Origin of the sequence: Pseudomonas sp. AP19, assembly GCF_001728855.1 — a bacterium.
Lineage (GTDB): Bacteria > Pseudomonadota > Gammaproteobacteria > Pseudomonadales > Pseudomonadaceae > Aquipseudomonas > Aquipseudomonas fluorescens.
Map to the genome: position 1 here is coordinate 78,890 of NZ_LXJP01000005.1, position 25,533 is coordinate 104,422.

The following is a 25,533-nucleotide window of genomic DNA, read 5'->3' on the forward strand; positions in this document are numbered from 1 at the left end:
CCTGACGTACAGGGCGCTCAATGCGGGCGCGCAGTTCAGGCTAAGGTGCAGCCGATACGCCCGCCTTCTCGACACCGGTCGATGAGGCCTCAGGCCTTCACGTTCTGGCGGATATTCCAGCCAAACTTTACCGGCCCGCCGTCCTTGCCTCCGTCGGCTTTCTGCGGCTGGTAACTGACGTCGACGGTGGCGAAGTTCAGGGCAACACTGTCTTGCAGGACATCGGCGCCGTTTTCAGCGCTGGTACTGTAGGACACCACCATGACTTCCTTCAGGGTAATCACCAGATACTCCACCGGGCTCGCGCCCCCCGCCTTGCGCACCACCAGTTTCGCTTGCGGATTAAGTGCGACAGAAATGCAACTTTCCACCGCCAATCACATAAGAGATGCCGTGGCTGCAACCCTGGGTTTCGCCAGCAGCTCGATGCCAGAAAAATAAAGACATGGGCTATTGGTCTCTACGAGGAAGTCACTCCGTGAGCAAGCGCAAAACGGTAAAAGACCTTGGCAAATCCGCAAAGGATCAAACATGGAAAGCACTGACGTCTGAGGAGCGCGCCTACGCCTACTGCTACTTTGAAAATCCACGGAAGTTCAGGAGACGCTATGCGCTAGTAATTGGAGTCGATCTACTTGCCGGCTGTTTTACGATTGCGATGACTGCCCTCCTATTGTTGGTGACATTTCTCTCGAGCCTGCCGGAAGAACGTGCAGTCAGACTCTTTTTTTTCGGCAGCGTTGCAACAAGCCTTGTCCTGTTCTTTTCCAAGGCTCAGATCACCTATGGTCGAATCCACTTGGTATGGGTCAGTGTCGGCATCTACGTCACCTGCTTACTGATATCGCTGCCCGCGATAGCGTACCGCCCCCCGTTTTTTCTATACGCCATGTCTCTGCTTAGCCCTCTGATCGGCCTACTGATCCTCAACAGCCACCGCTGCCGCGAACTGCGCCACAAGATGGTAGAAATCCGCCAAAAGCGCGAAGGCATCATCCTCACCCTGAACAAACAGGGCCGCTGGAAAGGGCGGTAAGCCCTCAACACATTCATCGGCACACGCCCAGGAGCAAACGCTGACGACCTATCCAATCAGTCAGTGCCCATGACGTCGCAACTTTGGCAAACTGCCGCGCGACGCTGCCACTGAGCACAGCCCCGAAAGGAAGAAAAAATGACCCATATGGACTCGATCATTCGCCAGTTTTCTGCCGAAGGCGCCACCCACCTTTACTCAAGCCCACCCTCGGTACTGACGCCCGCCGACCTCTACCGCGCCAAGGACGACGCGCATTTTCGGGCAGCGATTGCCGGCAGCAATATCTACCTGATCACCGCCCGGCGGCGGGTGCTGATCAACCCTCACAACCTGCAACTGCTCGGTCGAGCAGCCTATGGCAGTTTTATCGTGATGGACGAGCAAGGCGTGCAATCCGTGCCCTTCCGATACGACATCCCGCGGATCGGGCCGGATGATCAGGATGAGATCGAACAGGTTCTCGTGGCGCCGAACGGTACGCACCTGATCATTCTGTCGACCTCACGGCAAATGACCACTGCCGCGCATATCGTGGTGGCGAACGCGATGAGCGCCCTGGAGGCGGACCATCGGGACATGAACGTGCTGTATGTCGGCCAGGGCATCGGCAAGGTGCACACACGCACGGCGGTGGACCGGCTGTTGAACCACACCACCCTGCAACGCATCCTCGCTGAAACCTCGACCAACAGCCCGGAGCTGGAGGTTTCAATTTTGCTCTATCGGTTTGAGCACGGCCGGACGATGATCAGCAATGGCGGTGACCTGAATGCCGAACCGATTGCCAGCGATCAGGACGAAACGGCGCATTTCGAACGTCTGCGCAATGTGCGTTTGAACCGCGATGAGGTGGTCACGCTGGCGGAGGCCGCGCTGATCAACCACTTCAAGCCGCACTACAACACCCTGCTCAAGTCGACGAACTTCGCCGCCAACCACAAGATCAAGCCGCTGAAAAAGCTCCTGGCCAAGGGGATCACCGGGCTGACCGTAGAAATCTGCACGTCCACCCTCAACGCACGCCTGGGCACCCGTGATGCGCTGCCCATGGAGCTGAGCACCTTCATGCCGGCTGATGTCCTTGAGGGCTGCAACCTCGACAGTGAGCAGGAAAAGCAGGCATGGGCCGAAGAACTGCGGGTCATGGCGCACACGCACTACGCCAGTTTCCCCCTCACCACACCCCAGGAGCGCGATACCTTTATGCACGGCATGGTGTGGCTCGGGGAAACAGACCGCGAACACATCTGGCCACTGCCCGGCAAGTATGCCCAGCCTCCTGCCACCCCATGATGTTTATGGGGTAACGAGCGGGCTTGCCACCCCCCAGCGGCTCACGCCAAGATCACGTGGTGCGGGCAGCGATGGCTTCGACTTCGACCAACGCCCCCGGCAATGGCAACGCCACCACTTGCAACGCGGTACGCGCCGGTTTGTTCGGCTGCTCGGGCGTGCCAAAGAATTGCGTATAACCACGCTGCAAGCCAGTGAAGTCGAGCTTGCCGGCGGTTTCTTCAGCGCCCACCAGGAAGACCCGCAACTGCACGATATCGCCCAGGTCCAGGTCTTGCTCACGAAGGATCTTGCGCAGCTTGTTGAACACCGACACCGTCTGCACTTCGGTATTGCCATAGGCCGCCGGCGTGCCGGTCGGTGCGTTCGGGTCAGCCACGTCCGGCAAGGTGCCACTGACAAAGACCAGACTGGCGGAAGCCGGCACAGTGACCGTTTGCGAAATCGGGAAATCACCGACACGGGTGCGTTGAATGCTGTCGCTCATGATATTGCTCCTCAAGACGCGGCCACGGCCGCAATGTGTCGTTGTTGGGTAACCCGCTCAGCCAGTTGAGCGACCACAAAGCGGGCCGAGTTGGCCGCTGATTCCTGCCAGATGCCCACGCCGCTTTGCACCAACCCGTCACCGGCGAAGTACACACGGCCATGGGCCTGTTCCAGCAGGCGGCTCGCGTCGGCCGGAAAGTGTTCGCGTTGCAGCCAGGGGCCTTCGCTGTAGGGAATCTGTTCCCAGGACACCGCCAGCGGGTTACGCAGGTAGCGTGAGTAACCCGGATGCAGCAGTTCAACGGCCTCCTTGGAGGTGGCGTATTGCTGGGCGAACGCTTGCGCGCCAAACACGTCGGCACCCTCGCCGGTGACGTAACCGGCCACCAACAAACCTTCGCGGGTGTTGAGGTCATTGCTCGGGTACCACAGCAGGCGCGCCGGGTGCTCTATCCACGACAGGCCACCGTAGGTGCGGTAGTCGGTCTCCCAGAAGCGTGGGGACTGCCACGCGACTTTGGTCGCCTGGTCGCTGCGGATGCTGAGCAACGCGGCTTTGACCGGCTCGCTGAAGTCGGTGTCGAGTCTGGCCAGCAGCGGCAGCGGTAATGTCGAGATCAAATAATCGGCGCGCACCACTTGTTCGCAACCGCTGTGCTGGTCGTGGTAAGTCACCGCCACGCCATCTTCCAACTGACGGATCTGCCGGACTTGAGCGCCCAACTGCACGTGCTCGCTGACGCGCTGGTAGAAGGCGTCGGTGATGCGGTCCATGCCGCCGACCGGTTGGAACATGGTTGCCGAGAACTCGGGGAATTCGGTGTGCAGCAAGGCACCCCACAGCTCGGGATGCAGCAAGCGCTCCAGCGCCAGCGGGCTGCGGCTGGCGGGCAATGCGCCGGGGTGTGCAGGCGAATCCAGATGACCGGCGCGCAGGCTGCCCTCATAGGCAAGTTCTTGCGACAAGTCGCCGTAGACCTGCAAGAAGGCCAGCAAGCGCGTGCGTTCTTCGCCGCTCAACACATCATCGAGTGCATCGCGCTGCACGGCGTTGGCCAGCAAACCGGAGAGGTGCCCACGCGCATCGTTGATCGCCTGGCCGACGGTGAACGCCGGCTGTTGCAGATCCGGGCGCACCTGGGCGCCATGGCTGCTATTGACCAACACCTCCAGCGGCACAGCCAACTCGCTGCAATAATCGAGAATCGTGCGGTGCTGGCTGGGGATGCGTGCCGGGCCGGCGTTGAAATACAGGCCTGGGTCAAACGCCACGGTTTGCGTGCGGCCGTCCTTGTAGTCCACGCGATCACCCTGGCGCAGGGTCCAGGTGCGCCCGCCGACGCGGTCACGGGCTTCCAGCACTTGCACGCTGAACCCGGCGCGGGTCAGCTCCAGGGCGGTGACCAACCCGGCGATCCCGGCGCCCAACACCAGCACGCGAGTGCCTTGCCCCAGACCGTCCTTGAGTTTCAGCGGTTGCGGCCGCCGATGTGACGAGGGGCCCAAACCCAATACCGCCAGTGCATCCTTGACAGCCTTCTCGCCGCCGACCGCGGCGATGCTCGACAACGCTTCACGTCGTGTCAGTCCCATCTCGATTCTCCTAGTCCGGCAAGCCCGGCGGGTTGATCAGCGACGTGTCGACGCGCTCCACCTCCAGGCCCCAACGCTGCAGCACCTGTTCGTATTGGCCACCGGCAATCGCGCCCTCCAGGGCGGTATGAATAGGCTGGACCAGGCCGTTGTCCTTGCGCGTGGTCACCGCGATATCCGCCTTCAATGGCCAACCACCGTTGACCGTACCGACACGCTTGATGCCGCCTGTAATCGCCGCCGAATAGGCGTACACCGAGTTAGGCCCGAAGAGCGCATCGCTGCGCCCCGACTGCACCGCCAATTGCGCGGCGGCCTGATCGTCGAAGTACTGCAACAACGCAGGCTTGATGCCGGCCTTTTCGTTGGCCTCGTTCCATGCCAGCAGAACCTTTTCCTGGTTGGTGCCCGAGCCGACGATGATCTTCAACCCGGCAATGTCCGAAGCCTGTTTGATCTCGGTGATTTTGCTGGTGCTCTTGACGTAAAAGCCGAGCACATCCTGGCGATAGGTGGCGAAGTCAAAGCGCTTCTTGCGCGCCTCGGTCACGGTGACGTTACTGATCACCGCATCGTATTTGCCCGAGCTGACGCCCAGCGGCCAATCCTCCCAACTGGTCTGCACCACGTTGAGTTGCAGGCCGAGGCTGTCGGCCACCAGTTGCGCGGTGTCGGCCTCGCTGCCGATGGTGGTCTTGTCGTCACTGGCCAGCAGTGCCAGCGGTGGCCCGGCCACGCCGGACACCGCCACCGTGAATTTGCCCGGTTGGGCGAACTTGAAGCCCGGCGGGATTTGCGCGATGGCCGCCTCGTTGCGTGGCACATGAATGCGTGCGCGGTCAGGGCTGAGGTCGACGGGTTGCGTGGCGGCGAAAGCCGTATGCGCGGCACTGACAGCAAGCGTCAGCAAAGCCACACGGGCGGTATTGATGAACATGAGCAGTCACTCCTTGAACTAAAGCACCTTGCCGAGAAAGGCCACGGTGCGGGGATGTCGGGGTTGGCGAAAAACCTGTTCGGGCGGGCCCTCTTCGATCAGTTGGCCTTCGCAAAGAAACACCACGTGGTCGGCTACCTCGCGGGCAAACCCGATCTCGTGGGTGACGATCACCAGGGTCACGCCCAATTGGGTCAGGCCCTTGATCACGTCGAGCACCTCGCCCACCAGCTCCGGGTCGAGGGCCGAAGTAGGCTCATCGAACAGCAACACCTTGGGGTTCAGCGCCAGGGCCCGCGCGATGGCCACACGTTGTTGCTGGCCGCCGGACAGCTGGCGCGGGTAGGCATCGAGCTTGTCCGCCAGGCCGACCTTGGCCAGCAGTGCGGACGCCTTGGCTTGAGCCTCGGCCTTGCGCCAACGCTTGTGCGCCAGCGGCGCTTCGGCGATGTTTTCCCAGGCCGTGAGGTGCGGGAACAGGTTGAAGTTCTGGAACACGAAACCGACGTCGATACGCCGCTTGAGAATCTCGCGTTCCTTGAGCTCGTAGAGCAGGTCGCCCTTGCGGCGGTAGCCGACGTATTCACCGTCGATGGTGATATGCCCGCTGTCGATTTTCTCCAGGTGGTTGATGGTGCGCAGCAAGGTGGATTTGCCCGAGCCGGAGGGGCCGAGAATCACCGTGACCTTGCCCGGGTCGATGGTCAGGTCGATGTCTTTCAACACCTGCTGGTTGCCAAAGCGCTTACCCACGCCCTGGATCTGGATGCGCCCGGCACGTGCTTCACCCATGGGTTTTCTCCTTGAGCCAGCGGCCTATGCGTTGCAGCGGTGTCGGCGGCAGCACGCGCGCAGTGCCTCGGGCGAAATAGCGCTCGACGTAGTACTGGGCGCTGGTCAGCACGGTGGTGATGATCAGGTACCAGACGGTGGCGACGATCAGCAACGGAATGACCGCCTGGGTGCGGTTGTAGATAACCTGCACGGTGTAGAACAGCTCCGGCAACGCGAGTACGTAGACGATGGACGTGCCCTTGACCAGGCCGATGATTTCGTTGAAACCCGAGGGCAGGATCGAGCGCAAGGCCTGGGGCAAGATGATGCGGAAGATCCGGCGCGAGGCCGGCAGCCCCAATGCCGCCGCGGCTTCATGCTGGCCGGCGTCGACGCCGATCAGGCCACCGCGAATAATCTCCGCCGCATACGCCGCTTGCATCAGGCTCAAGCCCAGCACCGCCACGGTGAATTGGCTGAGCACATCCACCGTCGACCATTCGGCGAACACCACAGCGGTGAACGGCACGCCGAGCACGATGTGGTCATACAGGTAGGCGAAGTTGTACAGGATGATCAGCACCAACAGCGCCGGCATCGAGCGGAAAAACCAGATATAGCCCCACGCCAATGCCGCCAGCAGCGGCGAGCCGGACAGCCGCGCCAGGGCCAGCGCAGTGCCAAGGATGATGCTGAACACCGTGCTGAGCAGCGTCAGCAACAGCGTCTGGCCGAGGCCGCGCAGCACCGACGGCGAGAAGAACCATTGACCGAACACCGCCCATTCCCAACGCGGGTTGGTGGCCAGGGAATGCACGATGGCGAGCAACACCAGCGCGGCGAAGATCGAACCCGCCCAGCGCCAGGGGTGCCGGGCCGGGACCACCTGCAGTGCCTTGATCGGCGTGGAGACACGGCGCTGGCGAACCGGGTAGTCGGTGACCTCATCGATCAGGTCATAGGTTTTGGCGACAATGGGCATGTTCTATTCCTCGCGGGTAGCGGCCTTAGAAGGCATAAGTCAGCCGGGTGTAGTAGTACCCGCCGGTAAAACCGTAGGGCGAATAGGTGCCGTAGCTGGCGAGCATGGTGCTGCTCGGCACGCCTTGTTTCTTGGGGTAGAGGTCGAACAGGTTCTTGGCGCCGACCGCGATGTTCAGGGCTTTGGTGAGGTTGTAGCCAAGGTCGAGGTCGGTGATCCATTTGGCGCTGTAGAGTCGGTCCAGGCTGCGGTCGGCGGAGACGTTGACTTCCTTGTAGGTGCCATAGCGTGTCAGGGCCAGGTTGAGGTTGAAGCGGTCGAGGCTCCAGTCGCCGCCGAGAATCAGCTTGGTGCTGGGCTGGACGCCGGTGATCAGATTGCGCGCCTGGCGATCCATCAGGTCATAGGCGGTGCCCAGGATGGTGGTGGACGCCTTGTAGTTGAGGATCCGGGTCTGGTTCCAATTGAACGCCGCCGTCCACTTCAAGGAGCCGTACTGGCCAATGTCCTGGTTGTAGTTGCTGACCAGATCCACGCCTTTGGTGCGGGTGTCGGCGCCGTTGATGAAGTACTGGCCGCCGGAGGTTGAGTTAATGCCGTTGTTCTGCAGCACCTGGGTGACTTGCGGCCCGAGCAAGGTACCGGTCAGGGTGATACGGTCGCGCAGGTTGATCACATAGGCGTCGGCGGTGAAGTTCAAACGGTCGGTGGGCGTGAGGGTGAAACCCAGGCTGAAATTGGTCGAGCGCTCGGGTTTCAGCTCTTGAGCGCCGAGGGCCTTGGCCGCCGCCGAACCCACCGGCAGCACACCGTAGTTGATCGACTGGTAGACCCCGTCGACCACGCCATAAGTGGTGGAGCGCGCACTGAACAGGTTGTTGGCCAGGGAAGGCGCGCGAAAGCCATTGCTGACCGTGGCGCGCACGGCAAATTGCGGGGTGAAATCGTAGCGCGTGGTCAGCTTGCCGCTGCGGGTAGCGCCCACGCCTTCGTTGTAATGCTCATAACGCAAGGCGGTGCCCACGTACCAGTCCGGCAGCGGGTTGAAACCCACATCGACATAGCTGGCCAGGCTGTTGCGCGAAGCGCTGGTAGCTTCGTCCGGTGAAATACCGTTGGTGACCTGGGCCCCGGATGACGCGCAGTTGCCCGGTGCCACGCAATAACCGCCGTTGGCATAAGACGCATAGTCACCGGCCTGCACCTCATAGGTGTCGCGTCGGTGCTCGAAGCCGTAGGACAGGTCCAACGGTTTTTGCAGGCCGACGTCGAAGCCGCGCTTGAAGTCGAGGTTGGTGGTCAGCTCGGTGGAAATCCAGGTGCCGGAGGTGAAACTGTTTGGCGTGTACTCACCCAGCGACGGGTTCTGGTTGTGGGTGGTGCCCTGCTCCGCTTCGTTGCGCCCGTAGGTGGTGGACACGTCCCAGTCCCACGCGCCGACGCTGCCTTTGCCGCCGACTGCGGCCTGGAAATCATCCTCGTCGATGAACCAGGTCGGCGTATAACCGGCCGGGTAGCCGTTCGGTCCGGTCGTAATGGTGTTGGTGATGGTGGGCAGGCGGTAGTTCTGCCCCTGCTCGGCGTTGCGTCGTGAGTACGTGGTGAAGGAATACAGGCTGAGACCGTCATCGATCGGCAGCTCGGCGTTGTAGCCCAAGGTCAGCAGGTTGGTCTTGGGCGTACCGTAACCGCCATAGGTGGCCCTGCCGGCCTGGTTGTAGGCTTGCTCATAGGTGTAGCCGTTGGCGCTGGCCTTGTTGTCGTCATTCTGGCTGCGTGCATCCAGGGCCAACTGCACGATGCCGCCGTCGCCGATTTCAAACCCCTTGTTGAGGCTCTGTTGCACGGTCTGTTTCTTGCCGTCGTAACCCTGCCCGATATGGGTCACGGCGGTGCCACTGGTGTCGGCCTTGAGGATCACATTGATCACCCCGGCGATCGCATCCGAACCGTATTGGGCTGCGGCACCGTCGCGCAGCACTTCCACATGGTCGATGGCGCTGATGGGAATCAAGTCGAGATCTGCCGGCGCCGCGCCGGTGTTGATGCCGTTGATGTTCAGGGTGGCACTGGTGTGGCGACGTTTGCCATTGACCAGCACCAGCACTTCGGCGGCGCTCAACCCGCGCAGGTTGGGTGCGCGGGCAATGCCGCTGGCATCCCAGCCGGTTTTTTCCGGCAGGGTCAGCGACGGGATGACCGCGCTCAAGGCTTCCATCAAGCCGGGCTTGCCGGTGTTTTGCAGTTGCTTGGCGCTGACCACATCGATCGGCACCGGGCTGCTGGTGACGGTGCGCTGTTCGGCGCCACGGTTGCCGGTGACCACCACGGTGGACAGGGTGCTGTCGTCCTGGGCCTGTGCGGCGCCGGCCAACAGGGCCAGCGCCAGTGCGGTGGTGGGTTGTAAAACGTGCTTCATGGCCACTCCAAACTTTCCAGATCGCGAAGTCGGGCAGTCACGCCGTCGTCGGGACGGCGCGAGGTGCACGGTTATCAGGGAGGTGTAAGCGATCTGTAACTAGGTGTGGGGCGAGCGAGGGCTTTGAAATGGCAACATACGTTGAACTCCGTTCCAACGATTCTGCCGCAGGGTCATTACCCGGTTATGGCGCGCAGAATCTGAATCACGCTGGGTACCATCCGAGGTCAGGGGTAGGCTGTTGCGATCAAACATAACGGAATGAATTTCAAAAATATAATGCTATTTGGTAATAAGCTAATATTCTCCAATTTCATTATTTGTAAAAACATTATTCATATAAATAATATTTATGCCGAACACAACGCGATTTGCGGGCAAGCCGCTTGCCGCGTTTGCGATCACATCAGGCACGGGCACGGGTGCTTTTTTCCACCAGGCACATAGGCGTACCGGCCAGCGGCTCCTGCATGACCTGCACGTGCACATCGAACACCTGGCGCATCAGTTCGGCACTGATCACCTGGGCAGGCGCGCCATCGGCAACCAGCTTGCCGCCGTGCATCACCGCCAGATGATCGGCATAGCGGCAGGCCTGGTTGATGTCATGCAGTACGGTGATAACGGTTTTGCCTTCGGCGGCCAGTTCGCCCATCAAGTCGAGCAGTTCGACCTGATGGCTGATGTCGAGGTAGGTGGTGGGCTCGTCAAGCAGCACCACCGGCGCATTTTGCGCCAACACCATGGCCAGCCAGGCGCGCTGGCGCTGGCCGCCGGACAAATCCGCCAGCGCGCGGTCGGCCAGGCTGTCCAGTTCCAGGCGTTGCATGGCTTGGCTCACATGGGCTTGATCGTTGCCGCTCAGGCGCCCCCACAGCGAGTTGTGCGGGCTGCGACCATAAGCGACCAACTGGCGCACGCTGACACCCTCCGGCACCGGCAGCACCTGCGGCAAAAACGCAATTTGCCGTGCCAACTGGCGCGCGGACAGGCTGGCGTAGGCTTGGCCATCAAGGCTCAATTCGCCTTGGGTGGGTTTAAGGATGCGCGCAAACGCCTTGAGCAAGGTGGACTTGCCGCAGCCATTGGGGCCGATCAACGCGGTGACGCGACCCGCTGGCGGTGTGAACGACAACCCCTGCACGATTCGCGTTGCACCGTAGCCAATGTCGAGCTGTCGTGCCTGAAGAATACTCATGTCATCAGCCTTTGAACCGTGCCAGCAACCAAAGAAAATACGGCGCACCAATCACCGCCGTGAGAATGCCCGCCGGGATTTCGCTGGGCGCGATCAACGTACGCCCGACGGTGTCGGCCAGCACCAGCAGCAGCGCACCAATCAGCATCGCGGCGGGCAGCAAGTAGTGGTGATGCCCGCCGACCAGGCGCCGCGCCATATGCGGCGCGACCAGACCGATAAAGCCAATCGGCCCGATCACGCCGACGCCCAGCCTGGTGAGCACCACCGCGCAGGCCATCGCCAGCCAGCGCGTACGGCCGAGGGCGGTGCCCAGGCTGTGGGCGGCTTCGTCGCCGAGGGCGATCAGGTTCAGCGGTTTGGCCAGGCACAGGCCCAGCGGGATCAGCAGCAGAAACGGCAGCACCAACATCACATGGTGCCAATTGCGACTCCACAGGCTGCCGGTCAGTGCGAGCAACGCGGTGTTGATATCCAGCGGGTGAGACAGGATCAAAAACTCGGTGACGCTGGATAAGGTCACCGCAATCGCCACCCCCGAGAGCGCAAAACGCACCCCGGAAAAACTCACGCCGGTGTTGTACAGCGCCAACAGCAAGGCGCCGCCCGCCCCGCCCAGGCAGGCTACCAGCGGCAGCCAGGCTATCGGCAGTTGCGGCCAGCTGATGATCGCCACCGTCAGCGCCAACCCTGCACCCTGCGTCACACCGAGAATTTCCGGTGAGGCCAGCGGGTTGCGAATCACCCCCTGCACAATTGCCCCCGCCAGACCGAACGCACACCCGGCCAGGATGGCGATCAGGCTGCGTGGCAGGCGGTGGTTCCACACTTCAAAATCGAGGGCGTCGTGGGCCACCAGGCGATCCAGCACGGTTGCGGGCGTGAGCCACACCGTACCGGCACTGAGGCTCACCAACAGCGTCAGCAGCAACAGGCCCAGCAGCAGCCATAAGCGCAAGCGTGGCCGGCTCATAGGGCACGCCTGGCAAGGAACAGAAAGAACGGCGCGCCGATCAGCGCGGTCACCACGCCCGCCGGGGTTTCCACCGGAAAGGCCACGGCACGACTGAGCAGGTCGGCGCCGAGCACGATCACCGCGCCCAATGCTGCGCTCAACGGAATCAGCCAGCGGTAGTCGTTACCGAGAAATTGCCGAATGATATTCGGCGCGATCAGCCCGACAAAACCGATCGGGCCGACCGCGCAGACGCTGGCGCCCACCAGTAACAAACTGGCGACAAACACCTGCAGGCGCAGGCTGGCGATACCCACGCCCAATGAGCGCGCAGCGTCTTCGCCGAGGTTGATCAGGTTCAAGCGCGGAGCGCACCACAGCGCCCACAGGCCGCCGATCAACGTGCAGGGCCAGAGCAATTGCACCTGGGCCGCCCCGACGTTCGCCAGGGAACCGGCCAGCCAGTTCAACACGCTTTGCGCCTGCGCCTCGACCAGAATCACGGTGAGCCGAGTCAATGCCGCGCACAGCGCCGCCACGGCCACACCGGCCAATACCAGCCGACCTTGCGCAGTGGTCGGCGACCAGGCACCGCCGAGGCTGAATACCGTTACCCACGCCAGCGCGCCGCCCAGGCAGGTCATCAACAACGCACCGCCGGCGAACGGCGGTGCAACCAATCCGGTCGAAAACAACGCCAGCCCCAGCGCTGCGCCCGCTGTCACGCCAAACAGCGAAGGCGACGCCAGACGGTTACGGGTGATGCCCTGCATCAGCGCACCGGCCAGCCCCAGGCAGGCACCGATCAACGCCGCACACACTGCTCGCGGCACCCGCAACTGGGCGACGATATAAGCCATATTGCCGCCTGTGTGGCCTTGGTGAACCAGACCATTCCAGGCATCGGTCGGGGTGATCACAAACGGCGACCAGCTGTACAGCGAGCACCAGAACAACACGGCCCCCAGCAGCACAATACTGATCGCCGCGACACTGCGCTGCACGGTTATTGGCTCAATACGGCATGGCCGCCTTTAAGAATCGCGAGGGCGTCTTCTGCGATCTGCTCCGAGGCCAATACACCACGGTTGCGCGCCCAGCTGTCGCCATCGACTTCAGCGACGTGCTGATTGCGTACCGCGCCGAGCACTTGCCACAGCGGCTGCTTGCTCCAGGTATCGACGATGCTGGGGCGACGGTAGTGCCCTACCAACAACCAACCTGGGTCCAGCGCGAGCAATTGTTCCAGGCTGACAAACTCGGTTGGTGCAGCCTTGGCGCGTACCGACGGCACTTTCAAGCCAATCGCCTCCAGCACACTGCCGGCGTAAGAGTCCGGGCCGTGCACGGAAAAACTGTCCTCACGCGCAACGCCGAACAGTACGCTGGCGCCGGCGGGAATCTGCTGCGCAATCGCGTTCAGGTGCTCACGGTTCTGCGCGATACGCGCTTGCATCTGCGGGCTTTTACCCAGGGCCTTGCCAATCAGTTCGGCGGATTTCAGGCTGCCCTGGTAATCCTCACCGCGTGATGGCAACAACAAGGTTGGCGCGATGCTCGCCAAGTCGCTGTAGAGCGCCTGGTGACGATTGAGGTCAGCGACGATCAGGTCCGGCTTGAGCCGGGCGATTTCCTCGATGCTCGGTTGCGAACGCAAGCCCACTGACGTCCATTGGCCGATGGCCTGGCGCACACGCGGCAACACTCGGTTGGCATCGCCATCGTCGGCGGCCCCGACTGGGGTGACGTCAACGGCAGCCAGGCTGTCGAGAAAAGAAAACTCCAGCACCACCACGCGCTTGGGCGCATCCGGCAGGTGCACCGCATGCTGGCCGTCATTGAGGTCGATGGGGGCCGCGTTCAACACGCTGGAGGAAAATGCCAGGAGGCAGGCGGCAAGGGTCGGGATGGAGCGCAGCATTCGCATGACAAAGACCTCGGCGTTAAAACACCCAGGCGGGAGAGGCCTGGGAAAACGGCGGGTACTATTCCATATCACGGCGATGCAATCAAAAAACATTCTTATTAACGCGGCGAGTCTGGGGTGTGCCCAGGGCTATGTGGGCGCCAGCGTCCACATAGCCCCGGTGCTTAGAAGTCCACCGTGGCCGACAACAAATAGGTACGCGGCGTGGACAGGGTGAGGCCCGGTTCACTGTCATCCGAAGCACCGGCCGAACTCCAGTAGCGTTTATCGGCGACGTTCTCGACATTCGCGCGCAAGGTGATCTGCTTATCGTCGACCTTGAAGGCATAGCGCGCACCGACGTCAAGGCGGGTCCAGGCGTCGATTTCCTTGACGTTGGACTGGTCGAGGTACTGCGAGCTGGAATAGATACCACGGCTGGTCAGGGTCAAACCTTCGACAGTCGGCACATCCCATTCAGCGCCCAGGTTGACGTTGTACTTGGGCGTGGCCGGGGCGCGGTTGCCGTCGAAAGTGCCGTTGGTGGTATGAGTGAGTTCGCTGTCGATAAACATCACGCCACCCAGCAGGCGCACGCCCTTGAGCGGCTCGCCGAACACGCTCAGTTCCACGCCGTCGTTCTGGCGTTTGCCGTTGGGGCCGAACACCCGTGTAGTGGCGTTGGTTTCGTAGGCCGGCTGCTTGATTCGGAACACCGCAGCCGTCACGGCAAACGCGCCGGCGTCGTACTTGGCGCCGACTTCAACCTGGCGGCTGACAAACGGCGGGAAGATTTCATCTTCATTGATCGAGGTCGAAGGCGCGATTTTGCCCTGGCTCAAGCCTTCCATGTAGTTGGCATACAGCGACAACTTGTCGGTGGCTTTGAAGAGGATGCCGCCCGATGGCGAGACTTTTTCCTCGTCATACGCCGTATCGCCTTTGACGTTGTCGGTCCAGTCGTCGACCTTCACCCGCTGCCAGCGCGCGCCGAGGGTCAGTAATAAACGCTCGTCGAAAAAGCCCAGGGTGTCCGACAGCGCCACGCCACTGAAGCGGTTCTCGGTGTAGACCCTGGAATCCAGGCGTGTTGGCCGTGAAGGGGTTGGGGTTTCTACCGGGTTATACAGGTTGCTCGGCGCCGCCGCATACCGCGCACCACCGTTTTCAAAATCCATGTAGAAGTCGCTGGCCGCCAGGTTGATCTCATGGCTAACAGCTCCGGTATGCAACCAACTGCGCACCCCGGCTGTGGCGGTGCGCACGTTTTCATCGCGGGTGAAATCCCGTGGCAATACGCTGAAATCCCCGGCGTTGTTGGTGACGGAAACCGCGTGACGCAGGAAGTCGTGGTGGCTCTTACGCGCGCCCACACCGCCATAGAGCATCACGTTGTCACTGAGGTCAAACTCGCCGTTAACGGTGCCGAAGGTGTCATCGGTGCGGGCTTTGCTCCAGGGCTGTGCGTAGTTATGGCGCACATCGTTGGCGCTCGGCACCCTGGCATTGGCGCCGACTTGTACACGTTCTTGTGGCGCGTCGGTGTCGCGCTCGGTGTGGCCTATATCCGTGGAAAGGCGCAGGCGCTCGCCGCGAAAATCCAGGCCCAACACGGCCATTTCACGCTCGACACGCTGGTGATCCCATTCGGTATCACCGGACTGCTTCACGCCATTGAAACGCAGGCCAAATGTGTTGTCCTCACCAAAGCGCCGTCCCACATCCACCGCGCCACCGGCCTGGCTGCCGGAGGCCCAGGTACCGGTCAACGAGGTGATGTCCTTGTCGGTGGCGCGCTTGGGCACTACGTTGATCCCGCCGCCGACGCTGCCGCGCGGCGAGATGCCGTTGAGCAACTGGCTCGGGCCTTTGAGGATATCGACGCGCTCGGCCATTTCCATGTCGATGGTGTAAGTCGGCAGCACGCCATAGAGGCCGTTGTAGGCCACATCGCTGTTGAACAGGCTGAACCCGCGAATGGTGAACTGCTCGTAGCGCCCGCCCGCCGGGTTGGTGGTGCGCACCGACGGGTCGCTGGCAACCAGCTCGCCGAGGGTGCGCGCCTGCTGGTTCTTCACCGCCTCGGCGGTATAGGTGGTCATGCTGAACGGCGTTTCCATAAAGTCACGCGAGCCGAGCAGACCTTGCGATCCGCGGCGCGCCACTTGGCCGCCGGCATAGGTATCCCCATCGGCCTGCCCCGTCATACCGAGGATCGACGTGGGTGCCAGTTGCAGGCTGCCGCCCTCCGGCACCGGCACCAACCTGTACGCCTGCTCGCCCAGCGCTTGCAGTTGCAGGCCCGATCCCCCCAGCAACTGCGCAAAGCCCTCCTCCACCGCGTATTCACCCGACAAGCCGGCGCTGCTGCGACCGCTGACCAGCGCCGGGTCCACCGACAGGTTGACCCCGGCGAGCCCGGCAAAACGGGTCAACGCGGCGCTCAGGCTACCGGCCGGCACCTCATAGCTGCGGCGCTGAGTGCTATCTTCGGCATAGCTGATCGGGACAAATAACGGGCTGGCACAGAGGCTCAGCATCAGGCTGAGGTTCAGCAACGGGCGCAAGCGCAAGGGTGAGACTGCGGGCATTGGGGGAAGCTCTCGATTTTGTTCACTTGCCTGGAATGACAGGCGAGGTGAAAAAAAGGGACAGCCTTCGACGACTATTTTCAGAAGATCAATAAACGGCTCCACCTTCGTCTTGCATAGACGGCACCCATTCCTCACGATGTCGCCTGATTTCAATCTCTGCAAGAAGGCTCACCCCATGAAGCTATTGCGTAAATGGCGCGAACATAAAGCGCGCAAGGCATTACGCGCGCTCTCCCCGCTGGAGCGCTCTACGCAAAAACTGCGCAACCGTTACCCCGATTACAGTTTTGGCATCGGCACCTACGGAGACTTGAAGGTTCATGACTGGCATGAGGGCACAACCCTGCGAGTAGGCGCCTACACCTCGATTGCCGGCAATGTCGAAGTGTATTTGGGTGGCCACCATCGCACTGACTGGCTCAGCTGCTACCCGTTCCCGGCCAAGGTTAAAAGCCTCGCCCACATCACCGACTTCGGCGGCAGCAAAGGTGACGTCACCATCGGCAATGACTGCTGGATCAGCTCGCATGCGAAGATTCTGTCAGGCGTAACCATCGGCAATGGCGCCGTGGTTGCCGCCGGCTCGATCGTCACCAAGGATGTCGCGCCGTATGCCATTGTCGGCGGCAACCCCGCCAAACATATCCGCTGGCGCTTTGACGAACCCACCCGCCTGCTCCTTGAGCAATCCGCCTGGTGGGAATGGTCGGAAACCGAAGTCTGCGCGATCGCGCCTTTGCTCTGCAGCACGGACATCACCCCGTTTGTGGACTACCTCAAACAGCGCGAACGCACGGCTGGCTGAAGCCACCTGAAAGTGTGACGCATGAAAAAGCCCAACCTTTTCAGATTGGGCTTTTTCAAAGAAGAATATGGTCGGGACGGAGTGATTCGAACACTCGACCCCTAGCACCCCATCTCCTTTTTTATACTTCTTGAAAGCTTCCAAAATTTTACTCTGGATTTTTCTAAGCTAGTATTTACTTGAGCTCCAGCGGTGTTCTGCTCTACGAGAGTCCAGTAACGTCCATCAAGAGCCGACGTTTTTGTGGGGGTAAAAGTAGGGGGAACCCATTGTATGGCCAGAATCACCATCAAAGAACTCGAGTCGCTGACTCCCAACGATGCCGGCCGAATCCTCCGGGAGGATGGCAATCTGGCCGGTCGAATCTCAGTCCGCAAGGACGGTGTGTCGGTCAGCTTTTTCTATCGTTATCGCTGGGGCGACCAGAGCAAAGAGTACGCCTGCGGAACCTGGCCGCGCAAATCCCTGACGGACATCCGCAAGGCGCGTAACCAGGCCAGGGCGCTCATTGATGAGCAGATCAATCCCAATGAGCAAAAGAAAACCGCCAAGGCACAGGCATACGCTGCTGCTAACGTAGAGGCCGAACAAGTAAACACGACGAAGGTGAAAACGCTGACCGTCCAGGATCTGGTCAAGGCCTGGCTATTGGATGGCGTCGCGCGTAAAGACGGCAATGCCGAGTTGCAAAGACGCTTTAACAAGGACCTTTTGCCAGCACTCGGCAAGACTGCAGTGAGCAGCGTCTCCGAACACGATGTTCGGGCGTTGATCCGCACCGTGGTCAACCGCGGCGCTCACCGGCAAGCCATCAGCTTCTTCGCCGACCTCACTCAGATGTTCAGCTGGGCCAGAAAGCGCCAACCTTGGCGAGCCTTATTGGTCGAGGGCGACCCGACGGAACTGGTTGACATCTCCCCTCTGATCCCTGCCGACTACGAGGCAGAAAGAAGCCGCATCCTTTCGCCGGCGGAGCTGTTGGAACTACACAACCGCTTCCAGCACATGACCGCCGATTACAACGCCCTGCCCGCCGGGCAAAAATACGACGGCGTACGGCCGCTAAAGAAAGAAACCCAACTCGCACTCTGGATCAGCCTGGGCACGCTGTGCCGGATTGGCGAGTTGCTCCAGGCCGAATGGAAAAATGTCGATCTGGACCGGCAGACGTGGTTCCTCCCCAGTGAAAACGTCAAAGGCACCCGCGGCAAGAAACAGGACCACCATGTCTTCCTCTCCCCCTTCGCGCTGCATTTCTTTCAGGAACTCAAAATCCTGACGGGAGACTCGCAATGGTGCTTTCCGAACAAGCAGGATAATGGGCATGTGGACGTGAAAGTGGTGAGCAAACAGGTCGGCGATCGCCAGGCCCGGTTCAAAAACCGTAAGGCCCTCTCCAGACGGCGTCACGACGATACACTGGTGCTTGCCGACGGCCAGAACGGTGATTGGACGCCCCATGACTTGCGCCGTACCGGCGCGACCATGATGCAAGCTTTAGGGGTCAGCCTGGACGTCATCGACCGCTGCCAAAATCATGTGTTGGCCGGCTCTAGGGTGAGGCGTCATTACCTGCATCACGACTATGCCGAAGAGAAGAAAAACGCCTGGGACCTGTTGGGCGATCGGCTCAGTGCGGCGCTGTCCTCGAACTACGAGCACACGCCAAACGAGTCGATGTTATCTTTTCCAGTGTACGCGGCGCCAGAGACGCGAGCACCGTCATAGACGGTTACGCCCAGAGCTTCCCGGAATTTAACATCCGCGACACCACGTGTTATGACCTTAAATTCGCGACGAGCAAAGATGACAGATCGCATGTACACATTCGTTAGCTTTCACCGTCGCGAAACTGTTCGAAAAAGCATGGCAAACGCCCATGGTCACACTGGCCCACGAAATTGATTTTTCCGACATAGCCGTAGCCAAAGCTTGTCGCAAGGCCGGCATCCCTGGCCGTGGCCGTGGCCACTGGGCCAAATCGGAGAAGCGGCGACAACGCAAACCCAAACCACCTCAGGTCAAAGGCAAGGTCCGATTCCAGGTGCTCGACCCTGACAACTCGCTTGCCACGACTGGCACTGATTTAAACTCACCTATAGTTCGGCGAACGATTGAAGCCCCTATCAATTAACCGAACCTCGCGCGCTGCTGAGTCAATGGCTAGAGAGCGCAAAAGCGTCGAGGATCAAGGACGGCCACCTCGATTACCCGCTGGGTGGGTTGGCGATGTAGCCACTCACCTTGTTCTGGTCCTTTGAACGGGGCGCAGGGTGACAGGGGGGGTGGTTTGAGTGTCAATTAGTGGCACTTTGGATTTTATATGGAGGGCTTCGGTCGTAAGCGGTCCATAAACCTCACTTTCAAGGTGCTTTGCTAGACACTGGTTCTATGCGCTCGACTGTCCTGTGGAGCCAGCTTGTAATGTTGCGATCCGCCGCAAAAGTCAAAAAAAACAGTGGTGCGGCGCGTGACTCCCTTTGTCGATAGGCCCTACCGACTCCGTAGCAGTAAATAGTGAGGGGGGGGATACGAAGTCATCACCCATGAAGCACCGCATTCTATTCAATGAACAGTAATAAGCGGGGGATTTGCATTGTTAATACCCCCTCGCTTACTTTTAACTAAGACCACCCATATTAAAAATACTCGTAATATCTATGCGCTCATATCAAGATGGGCTCTGATCTTTCAGATCTTTGCATGCAAAACTAGCCTACCTATATTGTCTCCAATCATGATTTCGATTAAATTTTTGGGAGACTCGCCCCTCTCCGCGGCATGGAATGCACTCATTTGCATGATAACGTCCTTCGCCCTTGCATAGCTGACACTCTACCGTATCATATCTTGACCAATCATGATCGTAGAAGAAGCTCTCGCTTACTTTTCCATCACCACGGCATGGTGGACAATCATAACCATCATACAAGCCGGTTCCACCACAGAGTTTACACGCCACTAAATCATACATGGACCAATCGTGATAATCGTGAAAGCCCTTAGTGACTTCGCCTCTACCGTCACACGGAGGACAATCATTGCCGTCATGTAGGCCGTTACCATCACAGAGACTGCATGTGACTAAATCATACATGGACCAATCGTGATACTCGTTAAAACCCTGAGTGACTTCGCCTTGGCCATCGCACGGAGGGCAATTATTGCCGTCATGTAAGCCGCTACCATCACAGAGGCTGCATGCGACTAAATCGTATCCTGACCAATCATGGTAATCATAAAAACTCTGAGAGACTTGGCCCTCACCACCACAAGGTGGACAATCATGGCCGTCGTGCTGACCGCTACCTTCGCAAAGCTTACACGTAACCAAATCGTACATTGACCAATCATGGTTGTCGTAATAACCCTGAGAAACCTGTCCCTCACCTCCACATGCAGGACAATCCGCGCCATTGTGCATGCTGGAGCCACTACATAAATGGCAATTGATAAGCTTATAGGCAGATAGATCAATATGATCCTTAATTTCTGGATCTATATCTCCGGCGCCTAAACACACGGGGCATGTATCAAAAAAATGGGTTGCACCATGACCTTCACAGAGAGGGCATATGTGCTCTTGGTTTTGTTCTATGTATGAATCGATTTCTGAGTTCAGGAATTCAGAACTGTTAAAATTAGCATGATCGATTTCGGTATCGGAATACGATTCTGTGGAGCTGGCGATTCTCTCCAAGGTACTTTGGAATTCATCGTCCGGTATTATCTTACGGACGACATTATGAATCCCCAAAAGAGATTTGGCAGCGTTAAGTCCTGCCAAATATGACTCTATCAGATTACCTTTAACCTTCCACAATTGCCGCTGAAATATCCTTAGACCTTTCTTAAGAATCAGGACTTCTTCTTTGTCGATGTTTGCGGGAATTCGAGCGTTGTCATATTCCGTATGATGATCAGGGCATAGGAATATCAGATTTTTAGGATGATTGCAGTGGGTGGCAGAGACGCAATCGATATGCGCTATTTCGCCGTGACTCTTGTTACACACCGGGCAAGAGCTTCTTGCTTCGCTCCTGATTTCACGCTTTATTCCCTCTGGAATATTGGGCCTTTGTCCCTTGGCAGTTTTTGGCCACTTTCCTTCCATTTTCTTATTTAGGCTTGCGAGTTCGTCTTGGTCGTAGTAATAGACCTCGTCGCGCTCCTGGTAGCTTATTTTAGTTTTGTCAAGAATTGCATTTGAAGTGAGCCATCGTAAAAGACTCGGCGAAAGGTCAAACTTCAAAGCCGCTTCATACTCATTAATAAAGCTTTTTTTCATCTTGGAAGCCATTAGTATCGTTTTATTTTAAATTCATAAGGGAGGCAAAGGGAAAGTCCCGCGACATATAGAAGAGCGCAGCCTATTTTATTGTTTTATTCGTTTGGCAGGTAATAGTTTTTAGAATCTTTATGGTTTGGTTCAACGCCTTGTTAGCCGTTGCGTTTCCAGCATAAGAAAAATGAGCCATTTGAACTCCTTCATCCGTGACATGGCAAGTGGCCATAGACTACCCTACGCCGGAGATTTGGGGAATCTTCTTAAGGCGTCTGGCTATAAAACGGTAGCGAAGTCTAGATGGATTAATGCCAAATTTAGAATGGCGCATTCCGCTTTTTTTGACTGCAGATTGCCTTTGGCATCCATAGGTAAAAACGGTCGGGCTGGAATATCACCCCATAGATGCGGAAAGTCCGCCCCCCCACCGAATTGCATCATCGCCGCATACGGTTTGTCGCTGCCAACCATGGCCGAACTGTCGGTTGCATGCGTGGTTACTCGCTTGCAGCCGCCATCGGACTGAGCGCATTGCTGGGGCCGAGCCAGGCAGGATCACGTGTTCTACAGGTGTTTTCGAGTAAGCGACACCCGATCTGGACGACCTTGATCTCCGTGATATTCGTAGCAATTGGTCTGCTGTTTGTGACCATCGCACCGGAAATGACTGCGCTGGGGCTGGTGATCTATGGCGCGGGTAATGGTTTACGGGCTATCGTTCGAGGACTGCCGCCATTGGCCCTCATGTCGCCCACCCAATATGTTTTGCTGGCTCGGCCTTCGCTCATAGAACAAGCCTTGCCCCCCCCTTGCAGGCGGTTACCTGTCGCAGACCTGGGGCGCTGGCGGTGTGCTTGCGGGACGGAGTGTGCTGGCCGTATTGAACGTGCTCTTGGTTTTAATTACCAGAGCACGCCGAGATATTTTTCGGTCGCGTTGGCGAAACGCTCAAGGGAATGGGTAATGGATTCGAGTTCGTGCTACAAGCAGGATAGGAACATGCATCATGGAAATGACTGCGCTTTGCGGTGCCGAACCCAGCACGGCCATCCCTTTAGAAGCCTATGAGCGCATTCTCCAAAGGCTCCTCGCATCACCCCATCTTGAACCATAACAAGCTAGCGAAAATGGCTAACGCCCCCCCGGCGATGACGGCCCCGGAGTGCTGTCCATACAGCCTTCGAACAGCCCAGCGTAACGGCCGGGCCTCCGCTTTTTTCTGCTCTGCCAATAAATCGGCGAAAGCGTGATTAAGCGTACCCAACTTCAATTGCGCTGATTCCGCTTCGCTCAACTGCTCCGCTAAATAACCAAACATCCTGTGTTCGAAAATATTTTCTTGCCATGTCTCGACGACAGACAAACCTTGTACCAGCATCGGACGTGATGATCCCTCACGTTGCGCCGAATCGTGGTAATCAAAAATCAAACCGAATTGTTCATAGAACCTGTTGCGCCGCGCTTTGTTATCACCTCGTGCCTGACCACTCAACAGCTGGATGGAGTTAACCGATGCGTCAGGCCATTGCTGAACCCACTCAACGATCACATTCATTAAGTAGGTACCGATCCGTTGCCCATTTAACTCCGGCAAACTGAGGTACACCGAGCCGTTGGACATTGAGGACGAGGTGAGGGAGACCGCATTGAAATGGCTTGAATAGCTACCATTGAATTCACCGTGGCCATTTTCAAAAGACGAGGCTCTGGTGGTAATTCTTTGGTAAGACAGTCGAATGGATGCCTCGCAAATTTTTCCGCTTGGGTCTCGTTTGTACACTTCCTCTCGCTCGACGATGACCCAGCCAATCGGCGGATCTTCAACGCACGCTCTGTCTCTGATTTCAAGCACTAAAATGCGAGGGTTGATGCTTTGTTGTTGTCGCCGACCCGTATCAAAAGAAGGTATTGCCATCAGTTCGTCCGTTCCTGGCCGTCGGAAAGTGGGAAAAATAGCTCATCTACTTTTGTGGTGATGCGCCCAACAATGGGTGCCAGATCTTGCCTGAGCGATCTAATCGCGTCAGCGGTATCGCCCATGCCTAACTGGCCGGCCATAAACTCTACGCCTTCTTCAAACAGCTGATCATGTCGCTCATCAGTGAAAGCTTCGCCATCCTTGTGGGCACGCTCTGAATGGCTCAGCAAATGTACCCGAGCATGTTGGAGGGCCTGCTCATAATCGCGGTTGTTCATTTCGATCGAGGCGATCAAACCTTTTGCGCCCATGTAGAAGCGAACAACGTCCTTTGCCAGCTCTCGCGGGAGAAGGTTTAGTGCTGGCGGCCCGGAATCGTAAATAGGGAATGGATTTTTCCCAATCGGCAGTATATTCAAAAAAGGTACGCCATCATCCTGCTCCGACAGCTCGTTGCCGCACTCTTCATTGAAAGCCTCCCATGCAGTGGAAATCTCGATGCGAAGGAGCATTAACGTCGTAATCATTCTCTCCTTGTCCGCCGCCGCCTCTTTTCTCAACGCCAACTCATGAGCATTGGTTGCTCCCTTCAGCGTAAAGAACCCTCCAATAGCGGCCCCTACAAGGCCCGAGACCAGGCTGACGTAAGTATCAGCGCTTCCCCAATCCATACGCTTCTTGCTCCAGTATTTTTATGCATAGAGTGCCGATGATAGGCCCTCAAACTAGGTGCGTTCACCGGTTGGTCCGACGTCGAGTCGCGCTCCAGTAACCAGCGAGTCATAAACGCTTTATAAAACCTGTCAGTAGCATTACGCATCGATAGATCACCTCGCAATGCCAAGGCTGAAGGGCCAGGATACGTCTACGAGCCTACGCTGTTCGGTGATGTCACCGACCAGATGACCTCATTCAAACAAAAATTGTTTGGACCCGTGGCATCGATCATCACTGCGCGGGACGCCGCACATGCTCTGGAACTGGCCAATGACAGTGAATTCGGGCTCGCCTCGACCATCTACACACGCAATGTCGAACTGGCCCATAAGCTGGCCGGCGAACTGGAAACCGGAGGCGTGTTCATCCATGGCTATTGCGCAACCGATCCACGCGTCACTTTCGGCGGCGTAAAGAAAAGCGGTTTTGGCCGTTAGCTGTCGCATTTCGGTGTGCGCGAATTCTGTAATGCACAGACCGTCTGACTGGCCCGTCACTAACAACAAGCAAGTCGCCAGGCCCCGCGAGACCTCTCGCCGAGCCAAGATGAGCGAGTCCGAAAAAGACTCGCCTCACCCTCATGAGGAGCTTTCAATGCGTGCCTTCCCTGCAATCCTGGGCGTTACCCTGACTGCGGCCTTAAGTAGTACTGCCCTCATGGCTGTCGAACCCACCGGCACGCTTAAGAAAATCAAGACCTCGGGGACCATTACCCTGGGTCACCGAGACTCGTCCATTCCTTTCTCTTATATCGCCAACAGATCCGGTCAGCCGGTGGGCTACTCCCATGACATTCAATTAAAGATTGTCGAGGCTACCGGCATCACGCTTCTGTCAGGGACGGGCGATTTTCCTTCTGCCTCGGCCTGGGCCAGAGGTGATGGGGAATTAGGGTCTGTCGTTGGTGAATCCACTAGCTGAAGGCTCCCTGCTGTCCTAGAGCGTGCCTGACAGACGTGGCACGCCTTTGTGAAGAAAGGTCAGAGGTTAACACCATAATTGTAACGCCAAGCTTCTAACGCCTGGGTTTGCTCTGCCGGATGAAATGCAAACTACGAGGCAGAGGCGCCATGAGAGCGTCTGCGAAGCTAGGGCGGGCCAGGGTGTTTTGGATTGCTTTGCCCTGAAAAAGAAGCGTAGTGTCTGCTGCTAACGCCTCACCAACGGAGATGGATCAATGAGCAAAAGTTTTCGTGACCGCATCCAGACAATGAATGCGATGTACAAGCTGCCCATCCATGAGGCTCCACACCTCTTCCCGGATGCAGAAGATCGCCTCCTGAAATTCAAGCGGACGCTGCTCGACGAAGTCGCCGAGATCGATGACATTACTGAGCAGATTCGTCGAGGAGACGATGCCATCGATGTTCAGGTCGCCATTGCAGACCTTCTCGGCGACGTCATCGTGTATTGCCGCTCCGAGGCAATGAAGTACGGCATCCCTCTTGAAGCCGTACTGGAGCTGATCATGGACAGCAACGAGAGCAAGCTAGGTGCCGATGGCAAGCCTATCTACGATGAGAATGGGAAATTCCTCAAGGGCCCCAATTACTGGAAACCCGAGCCCCAAATCAAGCAGCTCCTGGCAAGCCTCCCGGCCCAAAAGTAACCCTACGTTTCAGAGGTGAT

At 58.5% G+C, this 25,533-nt stretch carries 20 protein-coding genes and 4 pseudogenes; 8 read left to right on the forward strand and 16 right to left on the reverse strand.

Annotation, left to right across the window (positions count from 1 at the left end; genetic code table 11):
- Positions 1–89: 89 nt before the first annotated feature.
- Positions 90–341 (reverse strand): annotated as a pseudogene (locus A7D21_RS35155) (Hcp family type VI secretion system effector); the annotation flags it as partial.
- Between the two features lie 137 nt (positions 342–478).
- On the opposite strand from A7D21_RS35155, the gene A7D21_RS06435 reads away from it, so the two are divergent.
- Both A7D21_RS06435 and A7D21_RS06440 read left to right on the forward strand, forming a co-directional pair.
- A complete protein-coding gene (locus tag A7D21_RS06435) occupies positions 479–1,036 on the forward strand; it encodes a hypothetical protein (RefSeq protein WP_069551292.1) in 558 nt (185 codons plus the stop codon).
- Positions 1,037–1,174: 138 nt separating this feature from the next.
- Positions 1,175–2,332 carry a hypothetical protein gene (locus A7D21_RS06440; protein WP_069551293.1) on the forward strand — a complete coding sequence of 386 codons (1,158 nt, stop codon included), beginning with the start codon at positions 1,175–1,177 and terminating at the stop codon, positions 2,330–2,332.
- A gap of 52 nt (positions 2,333–2,384) precedes the next feature.
- Here A7D21_RS06440 and A7D21_RS06445 read toward each other — a convergent pair whose 3' ends face one another.
- From A7D21_RS06445 to A7D21_RS06495, 11 genes are all read right to left on the reverse strand, one after another.
- On the reverse strand, positions 2,385–2,819 hold the full coding sequence (locus A7D21_RS06445) for a RidA family protein (protein WP_053257039.1): 435 nt from the start codon (positions 2,817–2,819) through the stop codon (positions 2,385–2,387).
- Between the two features lie 11 nt (positions 2,820–2,830).
- The gene (locus A7D21_RS06450) at positions 2,831–4,414 is read right to left on the reverse strand and encodes an FAD-dependent oxidoreductase (RefSeq protein WP_069551294.1); all 1,584 of its coding nucleotides are present in this window, start codon (positions 4,412–4,414) and stop codon (positions 2,831–2,833) included.
- A 10-nt stretch (positions 4,415–4,424) separates the two neighbouring features.
- Positions 4,425–5,351 (reverse strand): ABC transporter substrate-binding protein, encoded by a 927-nt coding sequence (locus A7D21_RS06455; protein WP_069551295.1) that lies wholly within the window; start codon positions 5,349–5,351, stop codon positions 4,425–4,427.
- Between the two features lie 18 nt (positions 5,352–5,369).
- Positions 5,370–6,143, reverse strand: coding sequence for an amino acid ABC transporter ATP-binding protein (locus A7D21_RS06460; protein WP_069551296.1), 774 nt, complete (start codon positions 6,141–6,143; stop codon positions 5,370–5,372).
- On the reverse strand, positions 6,136–7,107 hold the full coding sequence (locus tag A7D21_RS06465) for an amino acid ABC transporter permease (RefSeq protein ID WP_053257043.1): 972 nt from the start codon (positions 7,105–7,107) through the stop codon (positions 6,136–6,138). The genes A7D21_RS06460 and A7D21_RS06465 overlap by 8 nt, the downstream gene beginning before the upstream one ends.
- A 25-nt stretch (positions 7,108–7,132) precedes the next feature.
- A complete protein-coding gene (locus A7D21_RS06470; RefSeq protein WP_069551297.1) occupies positions 7,133–9,526 on the reverse strand; it encodes a TonB-dependent siderophore receptor in 2,394 nt (797 codons plus the stop codon).
- Between the two features lie 406 nt (positions 9,527–9,932).
- Positions 9,933–10,724 carry a Fe(3+) dicitrate ABC transporter ATP-binding protein FecE gene (gene fecE / locus A7D21_RS06475; RefSeq protein ID WP_053257045.1) on the reverse strand — a complete coding sequence of 264 codons (792 nt, stop codon included), beginning with the start codon at positions 10,722–10,724 and terminating at the stop codon, positions 9,933–9,935.
- A gap of 4 nt (positions 10,725–10,728) precedes the next feature.
- A complete protein-coding gene (locus tag A7D21_RS06480) occupies positions 10,729–11,697 on the reverse strand; it encodes an iron chelate uptake ABC transporter family permease subunit (protein WP_069551298.1) in 969 nt (322 codons plus the stop codon).
- A complete protein-coding gene (gene fecC / locus A7D21_RS06485; RefSeq protein ID WP_053257047.1) occupies positions 11,694–12,683 on the reverse strand; it encodes an iron-dicitrate ABC transporter permease FecC in 990 nt (329 codons plus the stop codon). Before fecC ends, A7D21_RS06480 begins: the two co-directional genes overlap by 4 nt.
- 2 nt (positions 12,684–12,685) lie before the next feature.
- Positions 12,686–13,600, reverse strand: a complete 915-nt coding sequence (locus tag A7D21_RS06490; protein ID WP_371850817.1) for a Fe(3+) dicitrate ABC transporter substrate-binding protein FecB — start codon at positions 13,598–13,600, stop codon at positions 12,686–12,688.
- Positions 13,601–13,770: 170 nt separating this feature from the next.
- Complete coding sequence (locus A7D21_RS06495; protein WP_069551299.1) at positions 13,771–16,176, reverse strand: TonB-dependent receptor; 2,406 nt, start codon at positions 16,174–16,176, stop codon at positions 13,771–13,773.
- A 178-nt stretch (positions 16,177–16,354) separates the two neighbouring features.
- On the opposite strand from A7D21_RS06495, the gene A7D21_RS06500 reads away from it, so the two are divergent.
- Together A7D21_RS06500 and A7D21_RS06505 are read left to right on the forward strand one after the other, a co-directional pair.
- On the forward strand, positions 16,355–16,984 hold the full coding sequence (locus tag A7D21_RS06500) for a CatB-related O-acetyltransferase (RefSeq protein ID WP_053257050.1): 630 nt from the start codon (positions 16,355–16,357) through the stop codon (positions 16,982–16,984).
- A gap of 273 nt (positions 16,985–17,257) precedes the next feature.
- A complete protein-coding gene (locus A7D21_RS06505; RefSeq protein ID WP_069551300.1) occupies positions 17,258–18,712 on the forward strand; it encodes a site-specific integrase in 1,455 nt (484 codons plus the stop codon).
- 988 nt (positions 18,713–19,700) lie between these two features.
- Here A7D21_RS06505 and A7D21_RS35165 read toward each other — a convergent pair.
- Together A7D21_RS35165 and A7D21_RS34190 are read right to left on the reverse strand one after the other, a co-directional pair.
- Complete coding sequence (locus tag A7D21_RS35165) at positions 19,701–21,272, reverse strand: HNH endonuclease signature motif containing protein (RefSeq protein ID WP_171902595.1); 1,572 nt, start codon at positions 21,270–21,272, stop codon at positions 19,701–19,703.
- Positions 21,273–21,545: 273 nt separating this feature from the next.
- The gene (locus A7D21_RS34190; RefSeq protein WP_141718201.1) at positions 21,546–21,740 is read right to left on the reverse strand and encodes a hypothetical protein; all 195 of its coding nucleotides are present in this window, start codon (positions 21,738–21,740) and stop codon (positions 21,546–21,548) included.
- Positions 21,741–21,761: 21 nt separating this feature from the next.
- Between A7D21_RS34190 and A7D21_RS36125 the strand changes: the two are divergent.
- A pseudogene (locus A7D21_RS36125) lies at positions 21,762–22,233 on the forward strand (MFS transporter); the annotation flags it as partial.
- A 129-nt stretch (positions 22,234–22,362) separates the two neighbouring features.
- Here A7D21_RS36125 and A7D21_RS06515 read toward each other — a convergent pair.
- Together A7D21_RS06515 and A7D21_RS06520 are read right to left on the reverse strand one after the other, a co-directional pair.
- On the reverse strand, positions 22,363–23,184 hold the full coding sequence (locus tag A7D21_RS06515; protein WP_069551301.1) for a hypothetical protein: 822 nt from the start codon (positions 23,182–23,184) through the stop codon (positions 22,363–22,365).
- The gene (locus A7D21_RS06520; protein ID WP_069551302.1) at positions 23,184–23,858 is read right to left on the reverse strand and encodes a hypothetical protein; all 675 of its coding nucleotides are present in this window, start codon (positions 23,856–23,858) and stop codon (positions 23,184–23,186) included. Before A7D21_RS06520 ends, A7D21_RS06515 begins: the two co-directional genes overlap by 1 nt.
- A gap of 171 nt (positions 23,859–24,029) precedes the next feature.
- Here A7D21_RS06520 and A7D21_RS06525 point away from each other — a divergent pair.
- The 3 genes and pseudogenes from A7D21_RS06525 to A7D21_RS06535 all read left to right on the forward strand — a co-directional run.
- Positions 24,030–24,338 (forward strand): annotated as a pseudogene (locus tag A7D21_RS06525) (aldehyde dehydrogenase family protein); the annotation flags it as partial.
- A gap of 160 nt (positions 24,339–24,498) precedes the next feature.
- A pseudogene (locus A7D21_RS06530) lies at positions 24,499–24,720 on the forward strand (amino acid ABC transporter substrate-binding protein); the annotation flags it as partial.
- A 361-nt stretch (positions 24,721–25,081) separates the two neighbouring features.
- Positions 25,082–25,513, forward strand: coding sequence for a hypothetical protein (locus tag A7D21_RS06535; protein WP_008037541.1), 432 nt, complete (start codon positions 25,082–25,084; stop codon positions 25,511–25,513).
- The last annotated feature ends 20 nt before the right edge of the window (positions 25,514–25,533 follow it).

What these genes read in the sequence shown, in the direction of transcription:
- A7D21_RS06450 (WP_069551294.1), bottom strand. Translation starts at nt 4,414, where the DNA reads ATGGGACTGACACGACGTGAAGCGTTGTCGAGCATCGCCGCGGTCGGC.
- A7D21_RS06480 (WP_069551298.1), bottom strand. Translation starts at nt 11,697, where the DNA reads ATGAGCCGGCCACGCTTGCGCTTATGGCTGCTGCTGGGCCTGTTGCTG.
- fecE (WP_053257045.1), bottom strand. Translation starts at nt 10,724, where the DNA reads ATGAGTATTCTTCAGGCACGACAGCTCGACATTGGCTACGGTGCAACG.
- A7D21_RS06440 (WP_069551293.1), top strand. Translation starts at nt 1,175, where the DNA reads ATGACCCATATGGACTCGATCATTCGCCAGTTTTCTGCCGAAGGCGCC.
- A7D21_RS06445 (WP_053257039.1), bottom strand. Translation starts at nt 2,819, where the DNA reads ATGAGCGACAGCATTCAACGCACCCGTGTCGGTGATTTCCCGATTTCG.
- A7D21_RS34190 (WP_141718201.1), bottom strand. Translation starts at nt 21,740, where the DNA reads ATGGTTGGCAGCGACAAACCGTATGCGGCGATGATGCAATTCGGTGGG.
- A7D21_RS06515 (WP_069551301.1), bottom strand. Translation starts at nt 23,184, where the DNA reads ATGGCAATACCTTCTTTTGATACGGGTCGGCGACAACAACAAAGCATC.
- A7D21_RS06520 (WP_069551302.1), bottom strand. Translation starts at nt 23,858, where the DNA reads ATGGATTGGGGAAGCGCTGATACTTACGTCAGCCTGGTCTCGGGCCTT.
- A7D21_RS06470 (WP_069551297.1), bottom strand. Translation starts at nt 9,526, where the DNA reads ATGAAGCACGTTTTACAACCCACCACCGCACTGGCGCTGGCCCTGTTG.
- A7D21_RS06500 (WP_053257050.1), top strand. Translation starts at nt 16,355, where the DNA reads ATGAAGCTATTGCGTAAATGGCGCGAACATAAAGCGCGCAAGGCATTA.
- A7D21_RS06495 (WP_069551299.1), bottom strand. Translation starts at nt 16,176, where the DNA reads ATGCCCGCAGTCTCACCCTTGCGCTTGCGCCCGTTGCTGAACCTCAGC.
- A7D21_RS06535 (WP_008037541.1), top strand. Translation starts at nt 25,082, where the DNA reads ATGAGCAAAAGTTTTCGTGACCGCATCCAGACAATGAATGCGATGTAC.
- A7D21_RS06460 (WP_069551296.1), bottom strand. Translation starts at nt 6,143, where the DNA reads ATGGGTGAAGCACGTGCCGGGCGCATCCAGATCCAGGGCGTGGGTAAG.
- A7D21_RS35165 (WP_171902595.1), bottom strand. Translation starts at nt 21,272, where the DNA reads ATGAAAAAAAGCTTTATTAATGAGTATGAAGCGGCTTTGAAGTTTGAC.
- A7D21_RS06490 (WP_371850817.1), bottom strand. Translation starts at nt 13,600, where the DNA reads ATGCTGCGCTCCATCCCGACCCTTGCCGCCTGCCTCCTGGCATTTTCC.
- A7D21_RS06455 (WP_069551295.1), bottom strand. Translation starts at nt 5,351, where the DNA reads ATGTTCATCAATACCGCCCGTGTGGCTTTGCTGACGCTTGCTGTCAGT.
- A7D21_RS06505 (WP_069551300.1), top strand. Translation starts at nt 17,258, where the DNA reads ATGGCCAGAATCACCATCAAAGAACTCGAGTCGCTGACTCCCAACGAT.
- A7D21_RS06465 (WP_053257043.1), bottom strand. Translation starts at nt 7,107, where the DNA reads ATGCCCATTGTCGCCAAAACCTATGACCTGATCGATGAGGTCACCGAC.